This window comes from Bacillus sp. B1-b2 (assembly GCF_009183415.1).
GTDB lineage: Bacteria > Bacillota > Bacilli > Bacillales > Cytobacillaceae > Niallia.
The window spans coordinates 73297-91316 of record NZ_WEHU01000003.1; the positions used below are offsets into that span (position 1 = coordinate 73297).

Below are 18020 nucleotides of genomic sequence, written 5' to 3' on the forward strand. Positions count from 1 at the left end.
TTGTACATAAAGAATTCTCTGTAAACATTAATTATACTTAACTATATAAGAATATGCTTATATATTAATAACAAGAAGGCATTATGTCAACTCTTCCTATTCTCTACTTTATTTTGCCTTTTGATATAGTGATTTCTTCTGTGCTAACATGCGAACGATAGAGAAACGGCACAACTAATCGATTAAAATTTGGAAATTCACACATCTAATTGCACTTATCTTCCGTAAAAATACTTAATCAAATAATTAACCGGAAAAATACGCTTATTTCCTTTTCTACCATGAAAAAAAGCTTGAATAAACGGATTTCTCCGACAAAAGCCTTGAAATCGCATGAAATAGGAGGATTTTTCTTAAGTAATCGGAATTTTCCGCTTATTATCCCTAAAAACATGGTTTCGTTTGTATTTAATCGGAAATCTCCGTTTATTCTGTAGCTGATTGTTGAATAATGATAAATTCCTTTCTTAGCACCATGGAAGAGTTAATAATACCTAGCAGTAACCAGGCATATCCCTAAATCCTCTTTCTAAAACAGTAAAACGGCGACCAAAACGCGAATGGGTCGCCAGCTTCTCTTATAAAATGTTAAGTAAATGCAACTTTTCCTTTATCATCGACTTATATCTAGCCGTTTCATAAAAAGTATTATTTAATATAGCTTTTATAATACTTAGCTGATCAAAAATTTCTCTTTCCACTTCTCTTCTTGCTTCTAACACTTTCATTGTACCTTCTAAACCTTTATACCCTTTATATTCCCCATACCCTTGATTCGTATAATAATTCATAAATCCAGTAGACCACTCTTTTTCTCTTTCCTTGTACACCTTTCTAAATGAGAATTCTAAATTATCTTGCTCTATATAAAACAATACTGGATTCAATTCTTCTATGATTTTTTCTAATGCACGTACATAATTTATAACCTTTTCTTTATCTTCGCCATATTTAACCATTCCGATTGTTATAGGATTTTGTATGAAGCAACATTCAAATATATATGTTTTACTTCCTTTGTTGGCTTGATTTACAAAATCCCTCCATTTTTCAGTTATTAACTCCATATTCTTTTCGAATGGTAATTCGTATATATCGTTTTTAAAAATAGTATTCAACAAACTTTCTGGAAAATGAACACCATTTTCATCTATCATTTTTCTATAGGGAAGAAAATAATGGTCCTCTTTTCTTGTCACACTATTACTAATTACTTCTCTAAAAGCACCACTTTTTACTAATAAACTATCAAATTCACTTTTATTGAAACATGATACCCCATCATAATCGGCTGGGTGGTCGAGATTTCCTTCAAGGAATAACTCTACATCTGTTTTCTTTTCAAGAAGAATCGTATTGAGTAAGTTTGCTGTAGTGGATTTGCCGAAGCCAGGAAGTCCTTCTACTAGTACTAATTTTGTATTCAAGGCATCTGTCCCTTTCTAAGAATTAAATTTGGAATTACTCCAATAATTCTTTTCCGTTCAAATAAATACTGCCCTTTAAACCCACTCTTTTCCATATTCACGAATGAACTGAATTTCTTTTTGATAATGATCTAGTTGCCCTTCATCTATCATTTTCTGAAAAGCAACATCGCCTTCATTGGCTTTATTAAGCATATATTTACATAATCCTTCTACTCTTAGTAAAACCATCTCTAGAAAACCTTGCTGCATTTCCTTATCTCCATAGGATTCAAAAAACAAATGGATTCTTTGTTTTATATGGACTGAATCTTCAGATGGATTATAATAAATTGCCTCCCCTTTTTCATTATGCCAAAGTCTACTTAAAGGGACACAAGTGTAAAGAGTATATGCTATATCCCAAAGCCTTGGGCCAGGTGCCGCCACATCAAAATCTATAATACCTACTGGACTTTCTTGATTAAAGATAATGTTGTATATAGCAAAATCATTATGGCAGACAACTTCTATATTGTCAGGTGTATGATCCATTGGTTTCCATTCATTTATTAAAGGAAAATCACTCACTGCATCATGATAAAGACGGAGCATTTTCGCTATTTCACTTAAAACATGATCAGACCACATATATTTTTTTAGAGGATAGTTACCTGCTTCCCCTTCAATAAACGATAAAATCTCTCTATCCTTCTCATCGACCCCTAAAAATCTCGGTGAATAACCAAAACCTTTGCTTTCAAGATGGTTTAATAACATATGGATTTTATCATTATCAGGCTTTAAATCTCTTCGAACTGTATTTCCAGAGCGAAATACGTCTGAGATATTCCCACCTTTTAGCATTTCTTCTTTTTCATATTCATTTGCCATAATGATCCCTCCACTAATATAGGGATTTCACTCATTGTGTCAATAAAGATGTATTTTTACCCATAAAAAAACAGATAGACAAAGGTATCTGCTTAGGCAATGGGAATTTAATTGTCCACACCATGAATCCCTTGAATGATTACAGATAGACAAATAAACCTATCCTCAATAGGCAAAATCGTATTTGTCTTTATCCAATTAACGAATCAATTCAAAGTTTTCCACATGTGTAATATAGATTCCCCTTTCTTTACATCTCTAATGTAAATTTTACCAAAAGAACTTACATAAAGAAAGGGTTTTCAACCAATTACGTATTCATCTAGCAATTTACTATTTTTATAAAGAAGCAACTTCTTTCTTGAAGACTTACTTACCTAAAAATCCGCCTTCGCATCGAATGGTTTGGCCAGTTAACCAATAAGAATCATCACTTGCTAGAAAGGTTATTATTTTTGCAGCATCTTCAGGTTTTCCTATACGACCAGTTGGAAACTGAGGTAATAGGTAATCCTTTATATCTTCATTTATCCAGCCTGAATCAGTTGGTCCTGGATTAATGGAATTTACTGTTATCCCAATAGGTGCGAGTGTTACAGATAATGGCTCTGTTATTGCTATAATCATTCCTTTTGTTGCAATATATGCTAAATTATTGGGATCAGGTCCACCTGAAACAAGATTTATAATTCGACCTTCTTTTCTATTTTTAAATACTTCTTCATACTCTTTAGCAAATTCAACCGATAACATGAAAGTTCCACTATTATTTACTTTATAATGTTTATCTAATATTTTTGTATTTAATTCATGAAAATTTGTTGGAGCTTCATATGTTGCATTATTAACTAAAATACATGCTGTTCCAAGTGTTTTTTCCACTTCTTCTAATAGTCTTACTGGAGATTCTTCTAAACTTAAATCTAATGACATATGTTCTGCTCTTACTCCAAGGCTTTTTATCTTTTCACATAAAATGGATGGGTAATCAGATTCAAGTCCATTTCCTTCCACCTCATCGAATTTAGTCCAATGTGTAAAAAAGACATCCGCACCTGCTTGCGCAAGAGAGAGGCAAATTGCTGCACCTATACCTGTTGAGCGACTCGCCCCAGTTACTATCGCTACTTTTCCATATAATTCTTTCATCATTATCCTCCTATTTATGAGGACGCACATAAAGAGATGAGTATTCATTTGTTTAGCACGTCCTAAAACTGATATAAAAGACATACTTAACCTGTAAGAAAGAGATGAATTTTTTATAGTTATAGGATAGTTGCCATACTGATTCTCCTTTAAACATCTTTAAAACATTTTCCAATTAGAAAAGAAAATAAAAAAGATTTACTCTCTTACTATTTTCTGCATTGCCCTTGCAAATACCTCTAGAGATCAGAAAAAGACATAGATAAACCTAAATGAAACTTTTAGTTATACCTATGTCTTTATACTATTTATTTTTCTATCTTCTACAAAGGAACTTGAAAGTGCCACAATAAAAATACAATAACCAAAATAGAAATAAAATATGTTCTTATTGGCCGCGTATGGTGTAAACGAATCAAAGAATACATCACTATATAGAAAAAGAAATCCATCCAATATTCAAAGCCATTATTCAGAAGTAATCTTTTATAATAAATCATGATAAATTCCACCAACATAGAACCAGCAACCCAATAAAGAATGTATCTAGCTTGGCTTAATTTAGCTTTAAAGTAAGGATATTGCGTGAGAAATATTAATGTGATACAAGGTAAAATAATAAAAGTATATACCAAATCCACTATATTATGTTTCTCCTGTAAAAGGTCTCCTTTGTACTCCCATAATAGGAAATCATGACAGAAATAGTTATAAAGTAGATTACTTATAATAACATATTGAATGGTAGGAGCATATTTTTGCCAATTTCTCCAATCTCCCTTCCAGTATGTTAATGCTACTAAAATAATTGCTAGTAATAAGTGCATAAATCCATTCACCTTTTTTACTTAGTATTCATTGATTTTAGATAATTATGTAATAAATCACCTTAATACATAGAAAGAAAGAGCATCGTTCATAAATGATAAAATGAATGTAATTCCATAATATACAATACCTTCTATAGAAGGGATTCTTATGCATAGAAAATCGTTAGAGAAAAAAGATAGAAATAAGAGCTTAGATAACTACGATAACGGGGGCAATTAGTTGAAGAAGGATTTCACTATATTTTGTCGAATTTTTACATATATCCGATTTGTAGGGAGTGATTAGTATATGAAATATCAACAAAAGGATTTCACAGAAGAACTAAGGAAAAAGATTGAAACTACTGAATCATCATTAAAAAAGCATACCGAAAAATTGTTAAATGATTATAAATCTATTTTTGTTAAGCAGAACTTAGAATTTGATGCAGATTTCGATAAAGAGGGCGAGGACCCTTTTATGCCAGGATACATCTCCTCCGTTGCAATAGTCATATCTGACAAAAATGGAGACATAATTGATTTACGTATTATTAATATATGGGAATGCAAACTCACACTCTTAGGTATGCGAGTTTTAAATAACATACCAGGAAGCAAGATAAGTGGTGAACTACTTAATGAATCATTTGAAGAAATTAACGAGGAATTAAAGGATTATATTGAGGATGTATTGCAAAAAGTAATATAACACAAAAATCAACATTAGCTTTTAAACAGAGCCTTCTTTTTAAACAATTAATAACATGGCTATTTGGCCTTCTGGTAGTAGAAAAGAATCTTATAGCATACCCATAATATCGCCTGTTTTTCAAAAAAGCGAATAAAACTAGCTTTACTTTTGAATACTTTGTTTACCCTGCACTTTGCTCTTTATTTAATGTGAATTTCCCAGAAAAACGAAATTATATTAGTAATTTTTTATATTACACATTCTTCTGCTCCTTCATTACATTGTTCGAGCTTTACGCTATTAAATATACTAATCTTATTACATACAAGAAATGGACATGGTATTTTACTTTTAGTACGTACTTTATGGATTACATTTTTCTTTTCTCGAGAGTATCATATGTGGTTTTTTAGAATTTGATTAGCTTACTACTAGCCTTTCATTTTTTGAAAGTAACAAAAAGGAGTGCTGTACTATTTCACTCCTTTCTTTCATAATATATCCTCATTTACATAACTAGATACACTAAAATGATGCTCTATCTACTTCTTTTTTTAACACGGGTATCCAGATTTCGGACAATACGGATGAAGAAGATAAGTCTTTCGTTTTAATGGACAAGATTTCAGGACCTTCTGTTATTTCGTAATTAGAAGATGGAAGCCATTCTGAATAAATTCTTCCCCATGTTTCCTGAAGTGTACTTGGAAAAGGTCCTGTGGTTTCAAATATGGCCCACGTTAATCCCGGAACTTCTAGCTTTGAAAAGTGATCAGGGCACTGTTGTGTTGTTGCTACTCCAATATACTGATCCAGCTCTCCTTTCTCGTCCATACGTCCTTCAGAAAAGTTTGTTGACGCTTGTATCATTCCTTTAGGTTCCACGTTAGAGAGTTCCTTTAATTGCTCTATTTTTTCCATCGTTAAAGATTTCCACATTGCAGTTATTTCTGGGTTCTCTCCTTCAAAAATAATTGGCACTCTTTTCATCATACCAACTATATTAAATGCCTCTTTTTGTACAATTCGATAATTCATTTCATGTCCTCCTTTAATTGATAATTGGAAGGTCATTGGTGGATAGACTTTTAATTGCTGCCCATTTTTTCTTGCTTCTGATGGTGTCACTCCGTGTAAATATTGAAAAGCTCTAGAGAATGAGTCTGGTGAGCTATAACTATATTTGAGGGCAATATCAATAATCTTAATATCATTATTTATTAGCTCAAATGCTGCTAAGCTAAGTCTTCTACGTCGGATATATTCTGATAATGTAATACCTGCAAGAAACGAAAACATTCTTTTAAAATGATATTCAGAACAATGTGCTGTACTTGCCACAACTTTATAATCTATTTCATCTGTTAGGTTATTCTCAATATAGCGCATAGCCTCATTCATATTCTTAAGCATATCCATTGTATGACCTCCTTTCATTAATAGAGTAACAAGAATGAATTGTACCTGCCCGACATTTTGTGCACCATTTTGTCGGTTCTATTCTTTTGTTTATAAAATATGATATTCATTTTATTATATAATAACCAATTTTTTCTATTTACCTGTTATTTCAGCCCGCTTTTTTGCTGCAAACAACTATATAATTCAAGCTTTTTCCTGACTTATTGAAGAACTGGAACATTTGCTTAAATTTATTTCTATTTTCCTTTTTTAGACCATTCTTCACAATTGTTAACATACCAAGTAACCCTTCATCACGAATCATCCCTTTTGGATTCATCAAACTCATTGCTCCAGAGTTTGTCCTAACTTCACTAAAACCAATCCCCTTAAAGGTATTTTCCCAATCTTCTATTGGTAAGGGAGAAACATTTACAGAAATAATGTCTCTTAATGTATCAACAAGTCTATCAGGTGTTCCTTTTGTTAACATAATATCGTGTGTTAATAACACACCACCTGGTTTTAAGACACGATAATATTCGGAAATGGCTTTCTTTTTTGCTGATTGATTGAACATGGTTAACATAGCTTCATTAAATACAACATCAAATGATTCATTTTCAAATGGAAGTTTCATAGCATTTGCTTGTTGTACAGTGATAAAATCTTGCAATTGGTTCTGCTCAATATTCTTTCTTGCTTTTTCTAATGCCTTTGAATCCATATCAACTGCTGTTATGTGGCATTTATATTTTCCTGCTAACTCTATGGAAGTGGTACACATATTACAAGCAACTTCTAATACCTTCGTTTCAGTTGTTAAATTTGCCTGATTTATTAACCAATTAGTTGCAGCAATTCCACCTGGTCTTAATCGCTTTTTCCCTAATCTGGCCAAAAAATTGTGTCCTACTTCTGTTTTCCCCATTTTATTCAGCTCCCTTATTCTTTGTCTGGTTTCACAACAATTAAAAGCATTTGAAAAGATTCGACTGCCTGTAGAGAATGTGGTATATCTGCTGGCAAAATAATTGTTTCACCAACTTGAACTGTATACTTATCTTCTCCTATCATAATTTCTGCCTTCCCAGAAAGAATTTGCACCATCGCATCTCCAGGAGAGGTATGCATTTTAATTCCTTCTCCTTTACCTAATGAAAATAGTGTTATTCCAATAGAAGGTTTTTGTACGATTGTCATGCTTGACACTTGATTTGCATCTACTAGTACCATATCCTCTAATCTGAAAACTTCTGAATGTGGTAATTTTTTTATTAGCGTTGTAGTTCCCATTTTTCCTATCCCCTTTTTATTTTTTATTAAAATTAATTTGAATGAACTTGCATGTATCTTCTGCTTCAATGGAATGTTTTTTATTACTTTCTATTAATAATGCCTCACCAAGTCGTAGAGTATGGCATGAATCATCCATCACAATCTTTACGTTTCCTTCAATCACTATGAGCATTTTGCTATGAGGGGAGGATTCGCTACTAATACTTTCCTCCGCATCCATAGCATACAAAACAATATGGGTATTTTTATCACTTATTACAATACGACTCGTAATTTGGTTTTTTCGGAAAGTAATACTTTCCCTTAACGAAAAAACCTCTTCAAATGGAATTGTCATCATATCTCCTTTCTTTCTCCTATAAATGCAGTTGAATATTGTAGGTATTTAGCTATAATAATATTCATCTATAGTGAGAACCTTTATCAACTAAGTGGAGTATAGCAAAGAAATGTTTAAATTTCGGTTGCCTGTGCAACAAGAGGAGACTAATTTTGAAAGAAAATATGGAGATTTTAAAACAGATGGATGTATTCCATGATTTCTCTGAAGTGGAAATCATCCAATCGATCAATTGTTTGAAGGGATATACAAAACATTACAAAAAAAGAGAGGTGATTTTTAACAAAGAGAAAACTCTGCCTTCTATCGGAATTGTTTTAAAGGGAAGTATCTTTGTCAGTAATGAAGATATAACGGGATCAACATTTATATTCACTGAATTAAGCGAAGGAGATATTGTTGGAGAAACAGCACTACAATTCACGCAGAGCGGAATAGACTATGATGTGACAGCAGCAACAGATTGTGACATTCTGTTCATACAAAAAGAAAATATTATACAACAGGGTAAGGTTATTTGTGGATTGAGAGTGCGAATAATAGAAAATCTTTTCTCACTTTTACTAAAGAAAAATCAAGAATTGTATACTAAACTAGATATTGTTTCACATAAAAACTTACGAAATAAAATATGGCATTATTTACATCTACAGTCCAAAAAAAGTGATGATAAACTATTTACCATTCCATTTTCTAGAGAAGAGCTCGCCAATTACTTAATGGTAGATAGAAGTGCACTATCTAGAGAGCTTAGTAGAATGCAGGAAGAAGAGTTAATCGTTTATTCTCGGAATACTTTTCAGCTTTTGAAAGGATGATGGTTATTTATGCATTAGTGTAAGTGAATATCAAGAATGTTCGCTCTATGTAGGCGTTTTTTTTAATCCTTTAATGTCCTATTCCTTCTCCTCAAACCTAACAGTCGAGTATCTTATTCTCCATTACAAGATATGTATATATATATTAAAAAACGAACTATTTAGTATTATCTTGAATAGTTCGTTTTTTAGGTAACGGAATCTCTTACAATAACTCTCAATCTACACGTTCCCTTTCAAGAAAAAATGATGCCTAAAAGACACCATCTCTACTTCAACTATTCACATTAGTTATTCCTACAGCTTACTTTCATCCATGTAAGCAACTTCCCACAGATAGCCATCTAAGTCCTGAAAGCCCCATCCATACATGAAACTATGATCTTGCTTGTCACTCGATGGTTTCCCACCAGCTGCAAATGCTTTGTTTACTAATTCGTCTACTTGCTCACGACTTTCAGCAGATAAACAGTAAATCGCTTGAGCAGAGGTTACTGCATCAACTATTTCTTTTGTAGTAAAATCTTTGAATCGAGATTCACTTAGTAATAAAACAAAAATATTATCACTAACGATCAAACAGGTTGTGTCTTCATTTGTGAATTGCAAGTTGATTTCGAAACCAACTGATTGAAAAAATTCGGTAGACTTTTTCACATCTTTTACAGGTAAATTGATAAAGATATTTTTGGATTGGAAAGTCATTTTATCACCTCAAGATTACTCTATCAACACCAACTTAATATGTCAAATATTGAAAAAATTAAGAGATTCACAATATAGATACATGATTCACTGTGCATGTTTTCAAAGTAGATTAGAACTAATATTAACCTAATATCTAACCAAAAATTTAATTAACTCCTTCCTTACTGTTTTAAGAAATTCTCTAGCTTCATGGAGATCATCCCCCTATGCCGTTAGTTAAGTACCTATGTAAGTTCTCGACAGACTAATGCCACATAAATTATTCGAATTTTAAAGGACATCATCTTTTTTCAACAAAGTGAAAAGGAAAATAATCCAAAAAGGAAATTCTCTCACTTTTTATTTTTTCGACTTTTTTTATTTTACAGAGATATGCTACCCCTGTAGTGACATAAAAAAGAAACACTCCCTTTATATAAGGAAATAGCTGCCAGCACAACAATGTCTATAATTTAAGTCTTCTTTATCATTTAACTTTAAGTAAAACTTTTCCTTCATAGTTACGGCTTTCAATTAATTTATGAGCTGAAGCAGCATTTTCTAAATTAAATATTTCTGCTATCGGGAGTGAAAGCTGTTTTGAATCAAAAAGTTCAATTACTTTTTCTGCAACTGGTGCCAATCGTATTGGATTATATTTTCTTGTAGTACCTAAGCTAAATCCTTTAATATTTCGACAACTACTATGAACATCACTTGTTTTAATATGACCTGTTTTTCCACTACTATTTCCGAATTGTACTAGAGTGCCATAATACGCTAAACAATCTAAACTCATACTTGTAACACCACCAGCAACCGAATCAAAGATAACGTTCGCACCTTGATTATTTGTTTCCTCATTCACTTCCTCTACAAATGTTTCATAAGAACAAACAATGTCAGCCCCTAATTTTTTCACATAGTTTTCTTTGTCTTTCTTACCAACTGTCCCAATTATATGCCTAACACCTGATAATCTAGCTAATTGCACAAGCATTGAACCTACTCCTCCAGCAGCACTATGTATAACAATGGTATCTGTTTTCTTTACTTGCCCAATCTCATGGAAAAGGATATATGATAAGATGGATACAGTCGGCATTGCGGCAGCCTGTTCAAAGGAAAGAGTGTCAGGTATTTTAAACACTAATTTTTCATTTGCAATTACATATTCTGCATATGAACCACCTCTTGGAAAAGCAATCACACGATCTCCAATGGAAAAACTCGAATTAGCAGCAACTTCTACGATTGTCCCTGCAGTATCAAGACCCAATATTAAAGGGAAAATTCCTTTTCCTTTATTTCCAATTCTTGTTTTAATATCAGCATAATTCACACTTGTATATGCTACTTTTATTAAACATTCTTCTTTTCTAATTTTAGGTATTTCAATATCCGAGTATGAAAGTACGTCTGCCTCACCAAATTCCCTTTGAATTAAAGCTTTCATTTCTTATCCCCCTAACAATTCAACTTAATATTGACATTAGCTTGCAGATTAGTTTAAAACAATTAATTTAAGTAAAACCTACTCAAATTTTCTTATATACTTTATGATAGAGATTTGCTTCATATTTATGGTAATAAAACAAGTTTTATTATACTAACTTATAGTGTAAGGCTGACTTTTATCAGTATGATTTCATTGAATAATTCGTTTGTTCAGCACCAAATCTGATAATGTTATGTTCTAATTTCATACCTACTCTCTCTAGGAGCCTACAAGAACTTTTATTAGCAGTTTATGTTTCCGCCACTACTTTGTAAGATTTAATTAGCTAAAAGCATAATGAATAATCAATTTAAGTACTTCTGTTGCAAAACCCTTTCCCCCACCAACTTGGTAATAGTTGATAGGATATTTCAAGATACCTGCCTTCATGATAAGAGTCAATAGAAACCAAACCAATAAAACTATCAGTTTGTTTTTCTCTAAAATAAAAAGAAAATAACAACAAAAGAACTGCAGTTTCCCGCAATTCTTTTGTTTCACCTATTATTCTCGTATTATTTTATAAAAGAAATGTACCCTTAAATGAAACAATCAGTTAGTATTTAATAAGAAAATATATCCTCTCACATAATTTTATACTTCTACTGATAAAAACTTAGGCAAATCTTGTTCACGCTTATCGAGCATAATCTGTTCTGGCTTAATCCCCTGCTCACGCAATACTTCAATATTCTGCACAAGGAACTCGTCACTGCCAACAATATAGAAATGCCCATTCTTGTCTGAAGCAAGATTTTTCACTTCTTCATAGTATTCTTTACGGGAATCAACAAATTGTGCCGTAAACTTCTTGTCAGGAGTGGATTTAAAAATATTGGTGAATAAGTAATCTTTTGTAGAATCAACATTCAGCGAATGGATTTGATTTACATTGTCATCACATTCGAAATATTCTAGTACAAGAGGTCTGAAAGTTGCTAAACCTACACCTGATGACAACAGGTAAACATTTTTATCTTCTCTTTTAAGCGGTATATTCGAATGAGTCTTAAATATTGCCACTTCCTTGCCTAGTTCATGATTGCTTAAAGTTGATTTAAACTCAGAGCACTGCTCTTTGATACGTGTTGTAATACCGATTGCATTTTCATGGGGTAAAGTCGAGATTGACATATGACGAATTAGACTTCGAATTGGTTTGTCACCTGCATTGAAACCTTCCAGTGCGAAGTGGGTGTGGGAGCCACCTTCCCATGTGAAGTCTTTCGGACAGTCAAGCAAGTATGTTCTTACCTCAGGCGTTTCCTCAATAATTTTATTTATTTTAGTCCAGTATATTTGCATTGTATTATCTCCTTAATCAATATATGTATTATAACTAGCATACAACAGTTGATAACAATTCTCAATTAAAAAGATTAATTATTTCATATAATTTTAAAAAAATTAATTTTCCTAGCTACTAGCCCTAATACAACATTAACTAGGAAGTCCCACTTAATTAACAAGATTCAAAGAGTTATTCTTTTATTCTATACCAATATTTATATATTTCCTTAAACCCTAATTTGGAGTAAAGTTTTAATGCTGGAGCATTATTTAACATAACTTGAAGGTACGCATATTTTGCTCCATTATCCATGCCCCATTGTAAAATATTTTGAATAAGGATACTTCCATAACCTCTGTTTCTATACTTTGCGGTAGTCACTATATCAAATAACCCTATGTATTCACCTTCCAATACACACATCCCACAAGCTATGATTTCATTATCATCATCCGTTAATAAAAAATAACAAGTGTTAGCGATTATGTTTCTTAGCATTTGTTTTAATGTTATTTGGTCTTTTTCCGCTACATTATTTAAGGTACAAAAATTAATAAACCAATCATCTTGTAGATCGTTATTAATAATAGCATGATTCTTTATTTCAACCTCTAGGTCATTCAATGATATAACTTGAACACTTGTCAAGCTATCAAGAATATATCCTTTTTGTTCAAGAGTCCTATCTAAATGTTCAGGAAATACTTGCTGCGTCATTTTATAGATAACCTTTAATTGTCTTCTACGATACACTTGTTCTGCCATTTCTATTTTTTTATCCAAGTTTTCATTTGAAAAATAGATAGGCTGAATGGAATTGGCTCTTTTGGTATATCCATCAGCAAATCGTAAAACCCATCCATCATAAACATTCGTTTGTATTGCGGGTAAGGCATTTATCGATAATTCCTCTATTTTTTGAATTAATTTGTTTCTAGTCATACTTACAACTCCTTTCATAATTACTGTATTAAAATTCACTCATACATATAATTATACACTCCGATTTATTATTCCTTTATTTATTCTTTCACTCTTCTATTCTGAGATAAGTAGGATCTCTATTACACTTGTAGGAATGTTGGTACCAATAAACAAAGAACTGCAGTCTCCCACAGTTCTTTTTGAATAATATCTAATATGATTCCCATCTTAAGTGTTTCCTAAGATTCAAGTCACTTAATCGCCTGAGCTGGGTTATCTTGCTTCTTAAGTCCCTCTAAAATGGTAACTAAAATACTACTAATACCAACAATAACACCTAAAGCCCCAATTATTATGATTAAAGTACTTGGAATCACAAAACCTACTAAAATTAGGCCTAAAAATGCCAATACAATTATAGCTTGATAAATGGCTGATATAATACGGAAAGCAACATGATTAAAGAATGATAAAATCATAGGTGGTAATAGTAGAAGTACTAGATTCCCTAAGGATATTAGCAATTCTACTGGTTTATCAAATGACACCGTATTAGGACCTGTTGGATTTTTAGCAGCTAACAACAGAGCTGTGATTGCTAATATTGCTATAATCACCAACATAGAAAGTCTTTTTACCATATTTATTTTCCCCCCTTTTAGTGAGCTTTTAAAAAATTTAACCACTTATCAACATCCAATATATGGTTATATTAATATTACGAAATAATTTGATAGAAAGTTTCACCATTTACTCTTTATAAGATGCTGCCCCTTTTGGACTGAAAATAGTAAACTAAAAAACAATCACCTTTTCCAGAAACAACTACCATGTAAAGGCCAATCAGAGAAATAACCGGAGAAAATTCCGTTATTTCTTTCCTCCCATGAAAAATAGCCCCAATAGCCGGAGAAATTCCGACTATTTTCTTAAAGCACATTAAATATGGGCATTTTTCCTTACTTAACCGGAAAAACTCTCCTTATTATCCTCCAAATAAGAGTTCATCAGCATTTAATCGGAATTTTCCGTTTATTTTGCTAATTATTTCAAATTTGATAGTGTACCAAGAATTATTTGAAAACCATAGCATAGCCCAATGTTTCCATTTCCAGAAAAAAAGCACTAATCCCTATTGGATCAACGCTCATGTATAGAAATATATTTCACATTATTTTTCTTTTAACAGCGAGTACTTACGGTAAAATTGATAAAAACTAATACCAAATAAAACAGCCATAATGGTTGGAGTCAGCTTCAAAAGGACAAATGGTGTTTCAAAAAGAAATGCTTTCCAAAATAAATCACTATTCATACTCCAAAGACTTTCATGATATAATCCCGAATTTTCATATGGCCTATTCGAAAAAGCTATTTCTTATTCATTTAACATAGAATCAAAAACAAATGATTGGAGATCAATTTAGTTATTATTTCTATAAGCAAATTCACTTCCATTATAGTGTTTGTCCATTATCTATAGTAAATACTTGACCTGTTATCGATTCTTGCGTTAGTTGAAAAAGGATAGCTTCTGCAATATCATCTGGTATTGATATTCTCTGTAATGGTAATTGACCTGCAAGTTGATACATCTTTTCTTCATTACCAACCCACCACCTTGTATCTACAGCTCCAGGAGAAATACTATTAACTCTGATGTTAGGGGCCAATGCAATAGCCAGTGACCTTGTCATTGTGTGAATCGCTGATTTTGTTGCTGCGTATGGAATTGACGAACCTATGCCAGTCAATCCTGCTACACTCCCTAAATTAACAATAGCTCCAGATTGTTGGTTTTTCATATGTGGGACAACAGCTTTTACACAATGAAACATTCCCTTTACATTCACATTGAAAAGCGAATCCCATACTTCATCTGTTACAGCTTCTAAATTGTCCATAGCTATTTGAGCTGTAATACTCGCATTGTTTACTAAACCATCCACAGATCCAAAAGTTTGAACAGTGTGAGATACTAAATCATATACTTCCTTTTCTATTGCTACATTTGCTTTGTAAGCAATGGCTTCCCCTCCTAGTTCTTTAATCTCAGTAACTACATGAAAAGCCTCCTTTTCCGATTGACTGTAATTTATTACAACCTTCGCCCCTTCAGAAGCTAGTTTTATTGCTGTTGCTCTTCCAACTCCTGTGCCACCACCTGTAACGATTACTACTTTATCCATTAATTTCATACAAAAATCATCCTTACACAGTTTTTTCATTACATTATGCTTCAATCAAATCGAAGAGTATAATACATAATAATGAAACGGATATCATTTAAAATGATGCCAATGAGAAGGGTGAATTGATGGAAAGCCATGAATTAAAGATTTTTAAACAAGTTGCAGAATTGCAATCAGTATCTAGAGCTGCTGAAAAATTGGGATATGTTCAATCAAATGTTAGTCAACGGATTAAAAAATTAGAAGATGAACTAGGTGTGCCGTTATTCATGCGAAATAATAGGGGGTAACAATGACTGAAGAGGGAAACACATTATTGAATTATACAAATGACATACTACAATTATTAGATGAAGCAAAGACAGCAGTTAATCCTAACAAATGGAGAGAATCTTTAAAGATAGGAGCAACTCAAACCATTTCAGCAGTTAAAATCCCCCATCTACTTTCTTCTTTTTTAAAAGAATACAGTAATATTGATGTGAAAATAAAAACAAATAATAACTCAAAGCTAGCAGAAATGCTGTTCTATGGTGAAGTTGATGGTATTTTTGTAAATAATGGCTATCGTTTAACAGAGTATGAAACTATTTTTAGTTATTTTGAGGAAATTGTACTAATATCTCCTCTACTTCATTCAATAAATATGAAATCTAATCAAATTTTAATCGTTAATAGTGATGAAAATTGCATATATAGAAAACAATTATTGAACTTTTTTAATGAAAGGAATTTTAATCGATCTACTATTATTGAGTTTGATTCACTAGAATCCATTATTCAAGCAGTTCATGATGGACTTGGTATTAGTATCATACCGAAAGACATTGCAATAACTAGAAAGGATACACAGGAAATCGAATTCACTGAACTTCCTAAAAAAATAAAAGTAGATTTTATCATTAAAAACAGAAAACAACAAACACCTGGTTTAAGAAAGTTTATTCGATTCTTGCAAATGAGTAATCTTTAACACATCTAATAGCTAAGAAACTAAAAGTTAATTTAGATAGTTAATCTATTTACATTTAATTTTGTAAAAATGAACGTAGGCTAAACTGCCATAATGGAAGCATATAAGTTGCCTAGATTTTTGAGAATGCACCTGATAGTGTAAGTAAAGTTCTTCACATCATATCCTTATATTTTTACAGTTCCCTTTTAGAGTCAAATGTATCATAAGAATAATTAGGAGTTATTCTTATGTCTTTATTAATTCGAAAAACATTGAATTTTTATTTCAATTATTTTAGAATTAATATATCATTTCTAATTAACCAAGGAGGAACGCATGAAAACTATTTATTCTACATTACCACAAGAGAATGTAACCATTTCTATTGATTATTCATCAGTTTGGGAAATCGCATTAGGGATAGCAGGATATACCTATACACAATTACGTCACACTTTTGAGTTTGATGAAATTTGGAATGATACTTCTATGTCACCTAGATTAATTAAAAACCTAAATGAAATTCAAGATACTAATTTATGGTATGGAATCCTATTAATGCAAAGTAAACTTGCAGCTAATACTATCCTAGAATTTTCAGATGCCATCAATACGTTAACTTCCGATGAATTTTATGAAGCATTACTACCTTACAAAGACCGCATAAATGAATCATTTAGACAACATACAGCTAAGAACCTTTCTAATCTACATAAATATGCTTCACTATTCAAAAAACATGAATACCTAGTAGGATATGTTCTATCACTCTCTCAAAGAAACAAAACAGAGATCATTTCTTTATTTATTGAAACTCTTTCAGATTGGTATGATTGGTTTCATGAAAAGGGAGATTGGAAGAAATGGATGCAAGCTCTCTCATTTGAAGAGAAACAAAATGTAACTATTGATTATACAAAACCATATGAAGAAATAGAAAGAATAACTGGTGGCGTTAAATACCTACCTGAGCCTTCTATATGGAATATCAAGCTTATTCCACATGTTTCTTACCGCCCATGGCTCTTAGAGCTACGCACAAATGAAACGAAGTTATTCTTTTATCCAATTAAAGAGGAGTCCCTCCTTGAGCCAGGTGTTCCATCACAAGAACTTATACGTGGACATAAAGCTTTAGGAGACGAACTTAGATTAAAATTACTCTATCAAATAATGAGAGGACCTCATTCTCTGCAAGAACTAAGTACGAGTTTTAATGTTACTAAAACAACTCTTCATCATCAGCTGTCTTTACTAAAAGCAGCAAAATTTATTACTGTAGATAAAGGTACTTATTCAGCAAACACTGTACAAATCCAATCTTTTACATCACAACTTCATACATACCTTGGTGACAAATGATGAAAATACCCTATTCAAGATCATTTAAAGCACTATGGATCGGTGAGATTATTTCTGAATTTGGAGGAGCTGCTGGTGGAATTGTAAACGGTTTACTGTTATATGAAGTAACTGGTTCAAAGGAATGGATGGGAGCTCTTTGGATAATCTACTTTCTTCCATCCTTAGTACTTCAAGGGATAAGCTCACCTTTTCTTAACCATGTTTTGAAAGAAAAAATGCTAAAAATATACAACTTATCCGTTCAGGTGCATATATTCTACCTTTCTTAGGCTACTTAAGTGGAGAGAATTCTATCACC

General features: G+C 32.0%; 22 protein-coding genes and 1 pseudogene. 7 read left to right on the plus strand and 16 right to left on the minus strand.

The genetic code is table 11. From position 1 onward, the window contains the following. Window positions 1-578: 578 nt before the first annotated feature. From F9279_RS03835 to F9279_RS03850, 4 genes are all read right to left on the minus strand, one after another. Entirely contained in the window at window positions 579-1427 is an 849-nt protein-coding gene (locus F9279_RS03835; protein WP_152111476.1) for a hypothetical protein, read from the minus strand. A 75-nt stretch (window positions 1428-1502) separates the two neighbouring features. Next, complete coding sequence (locus tag F9279_RS03840; protein ID WP_152111477.1) at window positions 1503-2300, minus strand: phosphotransferase; 798 nt, start codon at window positions 2298-2300, stop codon at window positions 1503-1505. 369 nt (window positions 2301-2669) lie between these two features. Continuing rightward, entirely contained in the window at window positions 2670-3449 is a 780-nt protein-coding gene (locus F9279_RS03845; protein WP_152111665.1) for an SDR family oxidoreductase, read from the minus strand. Between the two features lie 323 nt (window positions 3450-3772). Then, the gene (locus F9279_RS03850; protein WP_152111478.1) at window positions 3773-4276 is read right to left on the minus strand and encodes a CBO0543 family protein; all 504 of its coding nucleotides are present in this window, start codon (window positions 4274-4276) and stop codon (window positions 3773-3775) included. 292 nt (window positions 4277-4568) lie between these two features. Here F9279_RS03850 and F9279_RS03855 point away from each other — a divergent pair, with 292 nt between their 5' ends. Beyond that, window positions 4569-4970, plus strand: a complete 402-nt coding sequence (locus F9279_RS03855; RefSeq protein ID WP_152111479.1) for a hypothetical protein — start codon at window positions 4569-4571, stop codon at window positions 4968-4970. Between the two features lie 113 nt (window positions 4971-5083). Then, window positions 5084-5365, plus strand: a complete 282-nt coding sequence (locus F9279_RS26155; protein WP_413463190.1) for a CBO0543 family protein — start codon at window positions 5084-5086, stop codon at window positions 5363-5365. A gap of 112 nt (window positions 5366-5477) precedes the next feature. On the opposite strand, the gene F9279_RS03860 is transcribed toward F9279_RS26155, so the two are convergent. The 4 genes from F9279_RS03860 to F9279_RS03875 form a co-directional block, all read right to left on the minus strand. Further along, complete coding sequence (locus F9279_RS03860) at window positions 5478-6371, minus strand: AraC family transcriptional regulator (protein ID WP_152111480.1); 894 nt, start codon at window positions 6369-6371, stop codon at window positions 5478-5480. A gap of 151 nt (window positions 6372-6522) precedes the next feature. Then, window positions 6523-7284, minus strand: a complete 762-nt coding sequence (locus F9279_RS03865) for a class I SAM-dependent methyltransferase (protein WP_152111481.1) — start codon at window positions 7282-7284, stop codon at window positions 6523-6525. A gap of 14 nt (window positions 7285-7298) precedes the next feature. Further along, complete coding sequence (locus F9279_RS03870; RefSeq protein WP_152111482.1) at window positions 7299-7649, minus strand: cupin domain-containing protein; 351 nt, start codon at window positions 7647-7649, stop codon at window positions 7299-7301. Window positions 7650-7665: 16 nt separating this feature from the next. Then, window positions 7666-7989 (minus strand): cupin domain-containing protein, encoded by a 324-nt coding sequence (locus F9279_RS03875; RefSeq protein WP_226793190.1) that lies wholly within the window; start codon window positions 7987-7989, stop codon window positions 7666-7668. Between the two features lie 155 nt (window positions 7990-8144). Between F9279_RS03875 and F9279_RS03880 the strand changes: the two genes are divergently transcribed. After that, window positions 8145-8810, plus strand: a complete 666-nt coding sequence (locus F9279_RS03880) for a Crp/Fnr family transcriptional regulator (protein WP_226793193.1) — start codon at window positions 8145-8147, stop codon at window positions 8808-8810. 297 nt (window positions 8811-9107) lie between these two features. Here F9279_RS03880 and F9279_RS03885 read toward each other — a convergent pair whose 3' ends face one another. The 8 genes and pseudogenes from F9279_RS03885 to F9279_RS03925 form a co-directional block, all read right to left on the minus strand. Next, window positions 9108-9515, minus strand: a complete 408-nt coding sequence (locus tag F9279_RS03885) for a VOC family protein (protein ID WP_152111484.1) — start codon at window positions 9513-9515, stop codon at window positions 9108-9110. A 469-nt stretch (window positions 9516-9984) separates the two neighbouring features. After that, complete coding sequence (locus F9279_RS03890) at window positions 9985-10953, minus strand: quinone oxidoreductase family protein (RefSeq protein WP_152111485.1); 969 nt, start codon at window positions 10951-10953, stop codon at window positions 9985-9987. A gap of 352 nt (window positions 10954-11305) precedes the next feature. Further along, the gene (locus tag F9279_RS26160) at window positions 11306-11482 is read right to left on the minus strand and encodes a GNAT family N-acetyltransferase (protein ID WP_193224435.1); all 177 of its coding nucleotides are present in this window, start codon (window positions 11480-11482) and stop codon (window positions 11306-11308) included. 107 nt (window positions 11483-11589) lie between these two features. Further along, a complete protein-coding gene (locus F9279_RS03905; protein ID WP_152111486.1) occupies window positions 11590-12300 on the minus strand; it encodes a dihydropteridine reductase in 711 nt (236 codons plus the stop codon). Window positions 12301-12475: 175 nt separating this feature from the next. Continuing rightward, window positions 12476-13228 carry a GNAT family N-acetyltransferase gene (locus F9279_RS03910; RefSeq protein WP_152111487.1) on the minus strand — a complete coding sequence of 251 codons (753 nt, stop codon included), beginning with the start codon at window positions 13226-13228 and terminating at the stop codon, window positions 12476-12478. A 233-nt stretch (window positions 13229-13461) separates the two neighbouring features. Further along, a complete protein-coding gene (locus tag F9279_RS03915) occupies window positions 13462-13851 on the minus strand; it encodes a hypothetical protein (protein WP_152111488.1) in 390 nt (129 codons plus the stop codon). A gap of 530 nt (window positions 13852-14381) precedes the next feature. Next, window positions 14382-14567, minus strand: a pseudogene (locus F9279_RS03920) (hypothetical protein); the annotation flags it as partial. 100 nt (window positions 14568-14667) lie between these two features. After that, on the minus strand, window positions 14668-15408 hold the full coding sequence (locus F9279_RS03925) for an SDR family NAD(P)-dependent oxidoreductase (protein ID WP_152111489.1): 741 nt from the start codon (window positions 15406-15408) through the stop codon (window positions 14668-14670). A gap of 119 nt (window positions 15409-15527) precedes the next feature. Between F9279_RS03925 and F9279_RS26050 the strand changes: the two genes are divergently transcribed. From F9279_RS26050 to F9279_RS25555, 4 genes are all read left to right on the plus strand, one after another. Continuing rightward, window positions 15528-15692, plus strand: a complete 165-nt coding sequence (locus F9279_RS26050) for a LysR family transcriptional regulator (RefSeq protein ID WP_319020741.1) — start codon at window positions 15528-15530, stop codon at window positions 15690-15692. Between the two features lie 2 nt (window positions 15693-15694). Then, window positions 15695-16375: a LysR family transcriptional regulator substrate-binding protein gene (locus F9279_RS03930; protein WP_319020742.1), complete on the plus strand. Its 681-nt coding sequence runs from the start codon at window positions 15695-15697 to the stop codon at window positions 16373-16375. Window positions 16376-16693: 318 nt separating this feature from the next. Then, a complete protein-coding gene (locus F9279_RS03935) occupies window positions 16694-17719 on the plus strand; it encodes an ArsR/SmtB family transcription factor (protein WP_152111490.1) in 1026 nt (341 codons plus the stop codon). After that, a complete protein-coding gene (locus tag F9279_RS25555; protein WP_226793197.1) occupies window positions 17719-17991 on the plus strand; it encodes a hypothetical protein in 273 nt (90 codons plus the stop codon). The genes F9279_RS03935 and F9279_RS25555 overlap by 1 nt, the downstream gene beginning before the upstream one ends. Window positions 17992-18020: the final 29 nt, after the last annotated feature.

Coding starts and splice junctions, on each gene's coding strand:
- F9279_RS03930 (WP_319020742.1), top strand. CDS start 15,695: ATGACTGAAGAGGGAAACACATTATTGAATTATACAAATGACATACTA.
- F9279_RS03870 (WP_152111482.1), bottom strand. CDS start 7,649: ATGGGAACTACAACGCTAATAAAAAAATTACCACATTCAGAAGTTTTC.
- F9279_RS03875 (WP_226793190.1), bottom strand. CDS start 7,989: ATGACAATTCCATTTGAAGAGGTTTTTTCGTTAAGGGAAAGTATTACT.
- F9279_RS03865 (WP_152111481.1), bottom strand. CDS start 7,284: ATGGGGAAAACAGAAGTAGGACACAATTTTTTGGCCAGATTAGGGAAA.
- F9279_RS03915 (WP_152111488.1), bottom strand. CDS start 13,851: ATGGTAAAAAGACTTTCTATGTTGGTGATTATAGCAATATTAGCAATC.
- F9279_RS03905 (WP_152111486.1), bottom strand. CDS start 12,300: ATGCAAATATACTGGACTAAAATAAATAAAATTATTGAGGAAACGCCT.
- F9279_RS03935 (WP_152111490.1), top strand. CDS start 16,694: ATGAAAACTATTTATTCTACATTACCACAAGAGAATGTAACCATTTCT.
- F9279_RS03860 (WP_152111480.1), bottom strand. CDS start 6,371: ATGGATATGCTTAAGAATATGAATGAGGCTATGCGCTATATTGAGAAT.
- F9279_RS03850 (WP_152111478.1), bottom strand. CDS start 4,276: ATGCACTTATTACTAGCAATTATTTTAGTAGCATTAACATACTGGAAG.
- F9279_RS03890 (WP_152111485.1), bottom strand. CDS start 10,953: ATGAAAGCTTTAATTCAAAGGGAATTTGGTGAGGCAGACGTACTTTCA.
- F9279_RS25555 (WP_226793197.1), top strand. CDS start 17,719: ATGAAAATACCCTATTCAAGATCATTTAAAGCACTATGGATCGGTGAG.
- F9279_RS03910 (WP_152111487.1), bottom strand. CDS start 13,228: ATGACTAGAAACAAATTAATTCAAAAAATAGAGGAATTATCGATAAAT.
- F9279_RS03840 (WP_152111477.1), bottom strand. CDS start 2,300: ATGGCAAATGAATATGAAAAAGAAGAAATGCTAAAAGGTGGGAATATC.
- F9279_RS03885 (WP_152111484.1), bottom strand. CDS start 9,515: ATGACTTTCCAATCCAAAAATATCTTTATCAATTTACCTGTAAAAGAT.
- F9279_RS03845 (WP_152111665.1), bottom strand. CDS start 3,449: ATGAAAGAATTATATGGAAAAGTAGCGATAGTAACTGGGGCGAGTCGC.
- F9279_RS26050 (WP_319020741.1), top strand. CDS start 15,528: ATGGAAAGCCATGAATTAAAGATTTTTAAACAAGTTGCAGAATTGCAA.
- F9279_RS03925 (WP_152111489.1), bottom strand. CDS start 15,408: ATGAAATTAATGGATAAAGTAGTAATCGTTACAGGTGGTGGCACAGGA.
- F9279_RS03855 (WP_152111479.1), top strand. CDS start 4,569: ATGAAATATCAACAAAAGGATTTCACAGAAGAACTAAGGAAAAAGATT.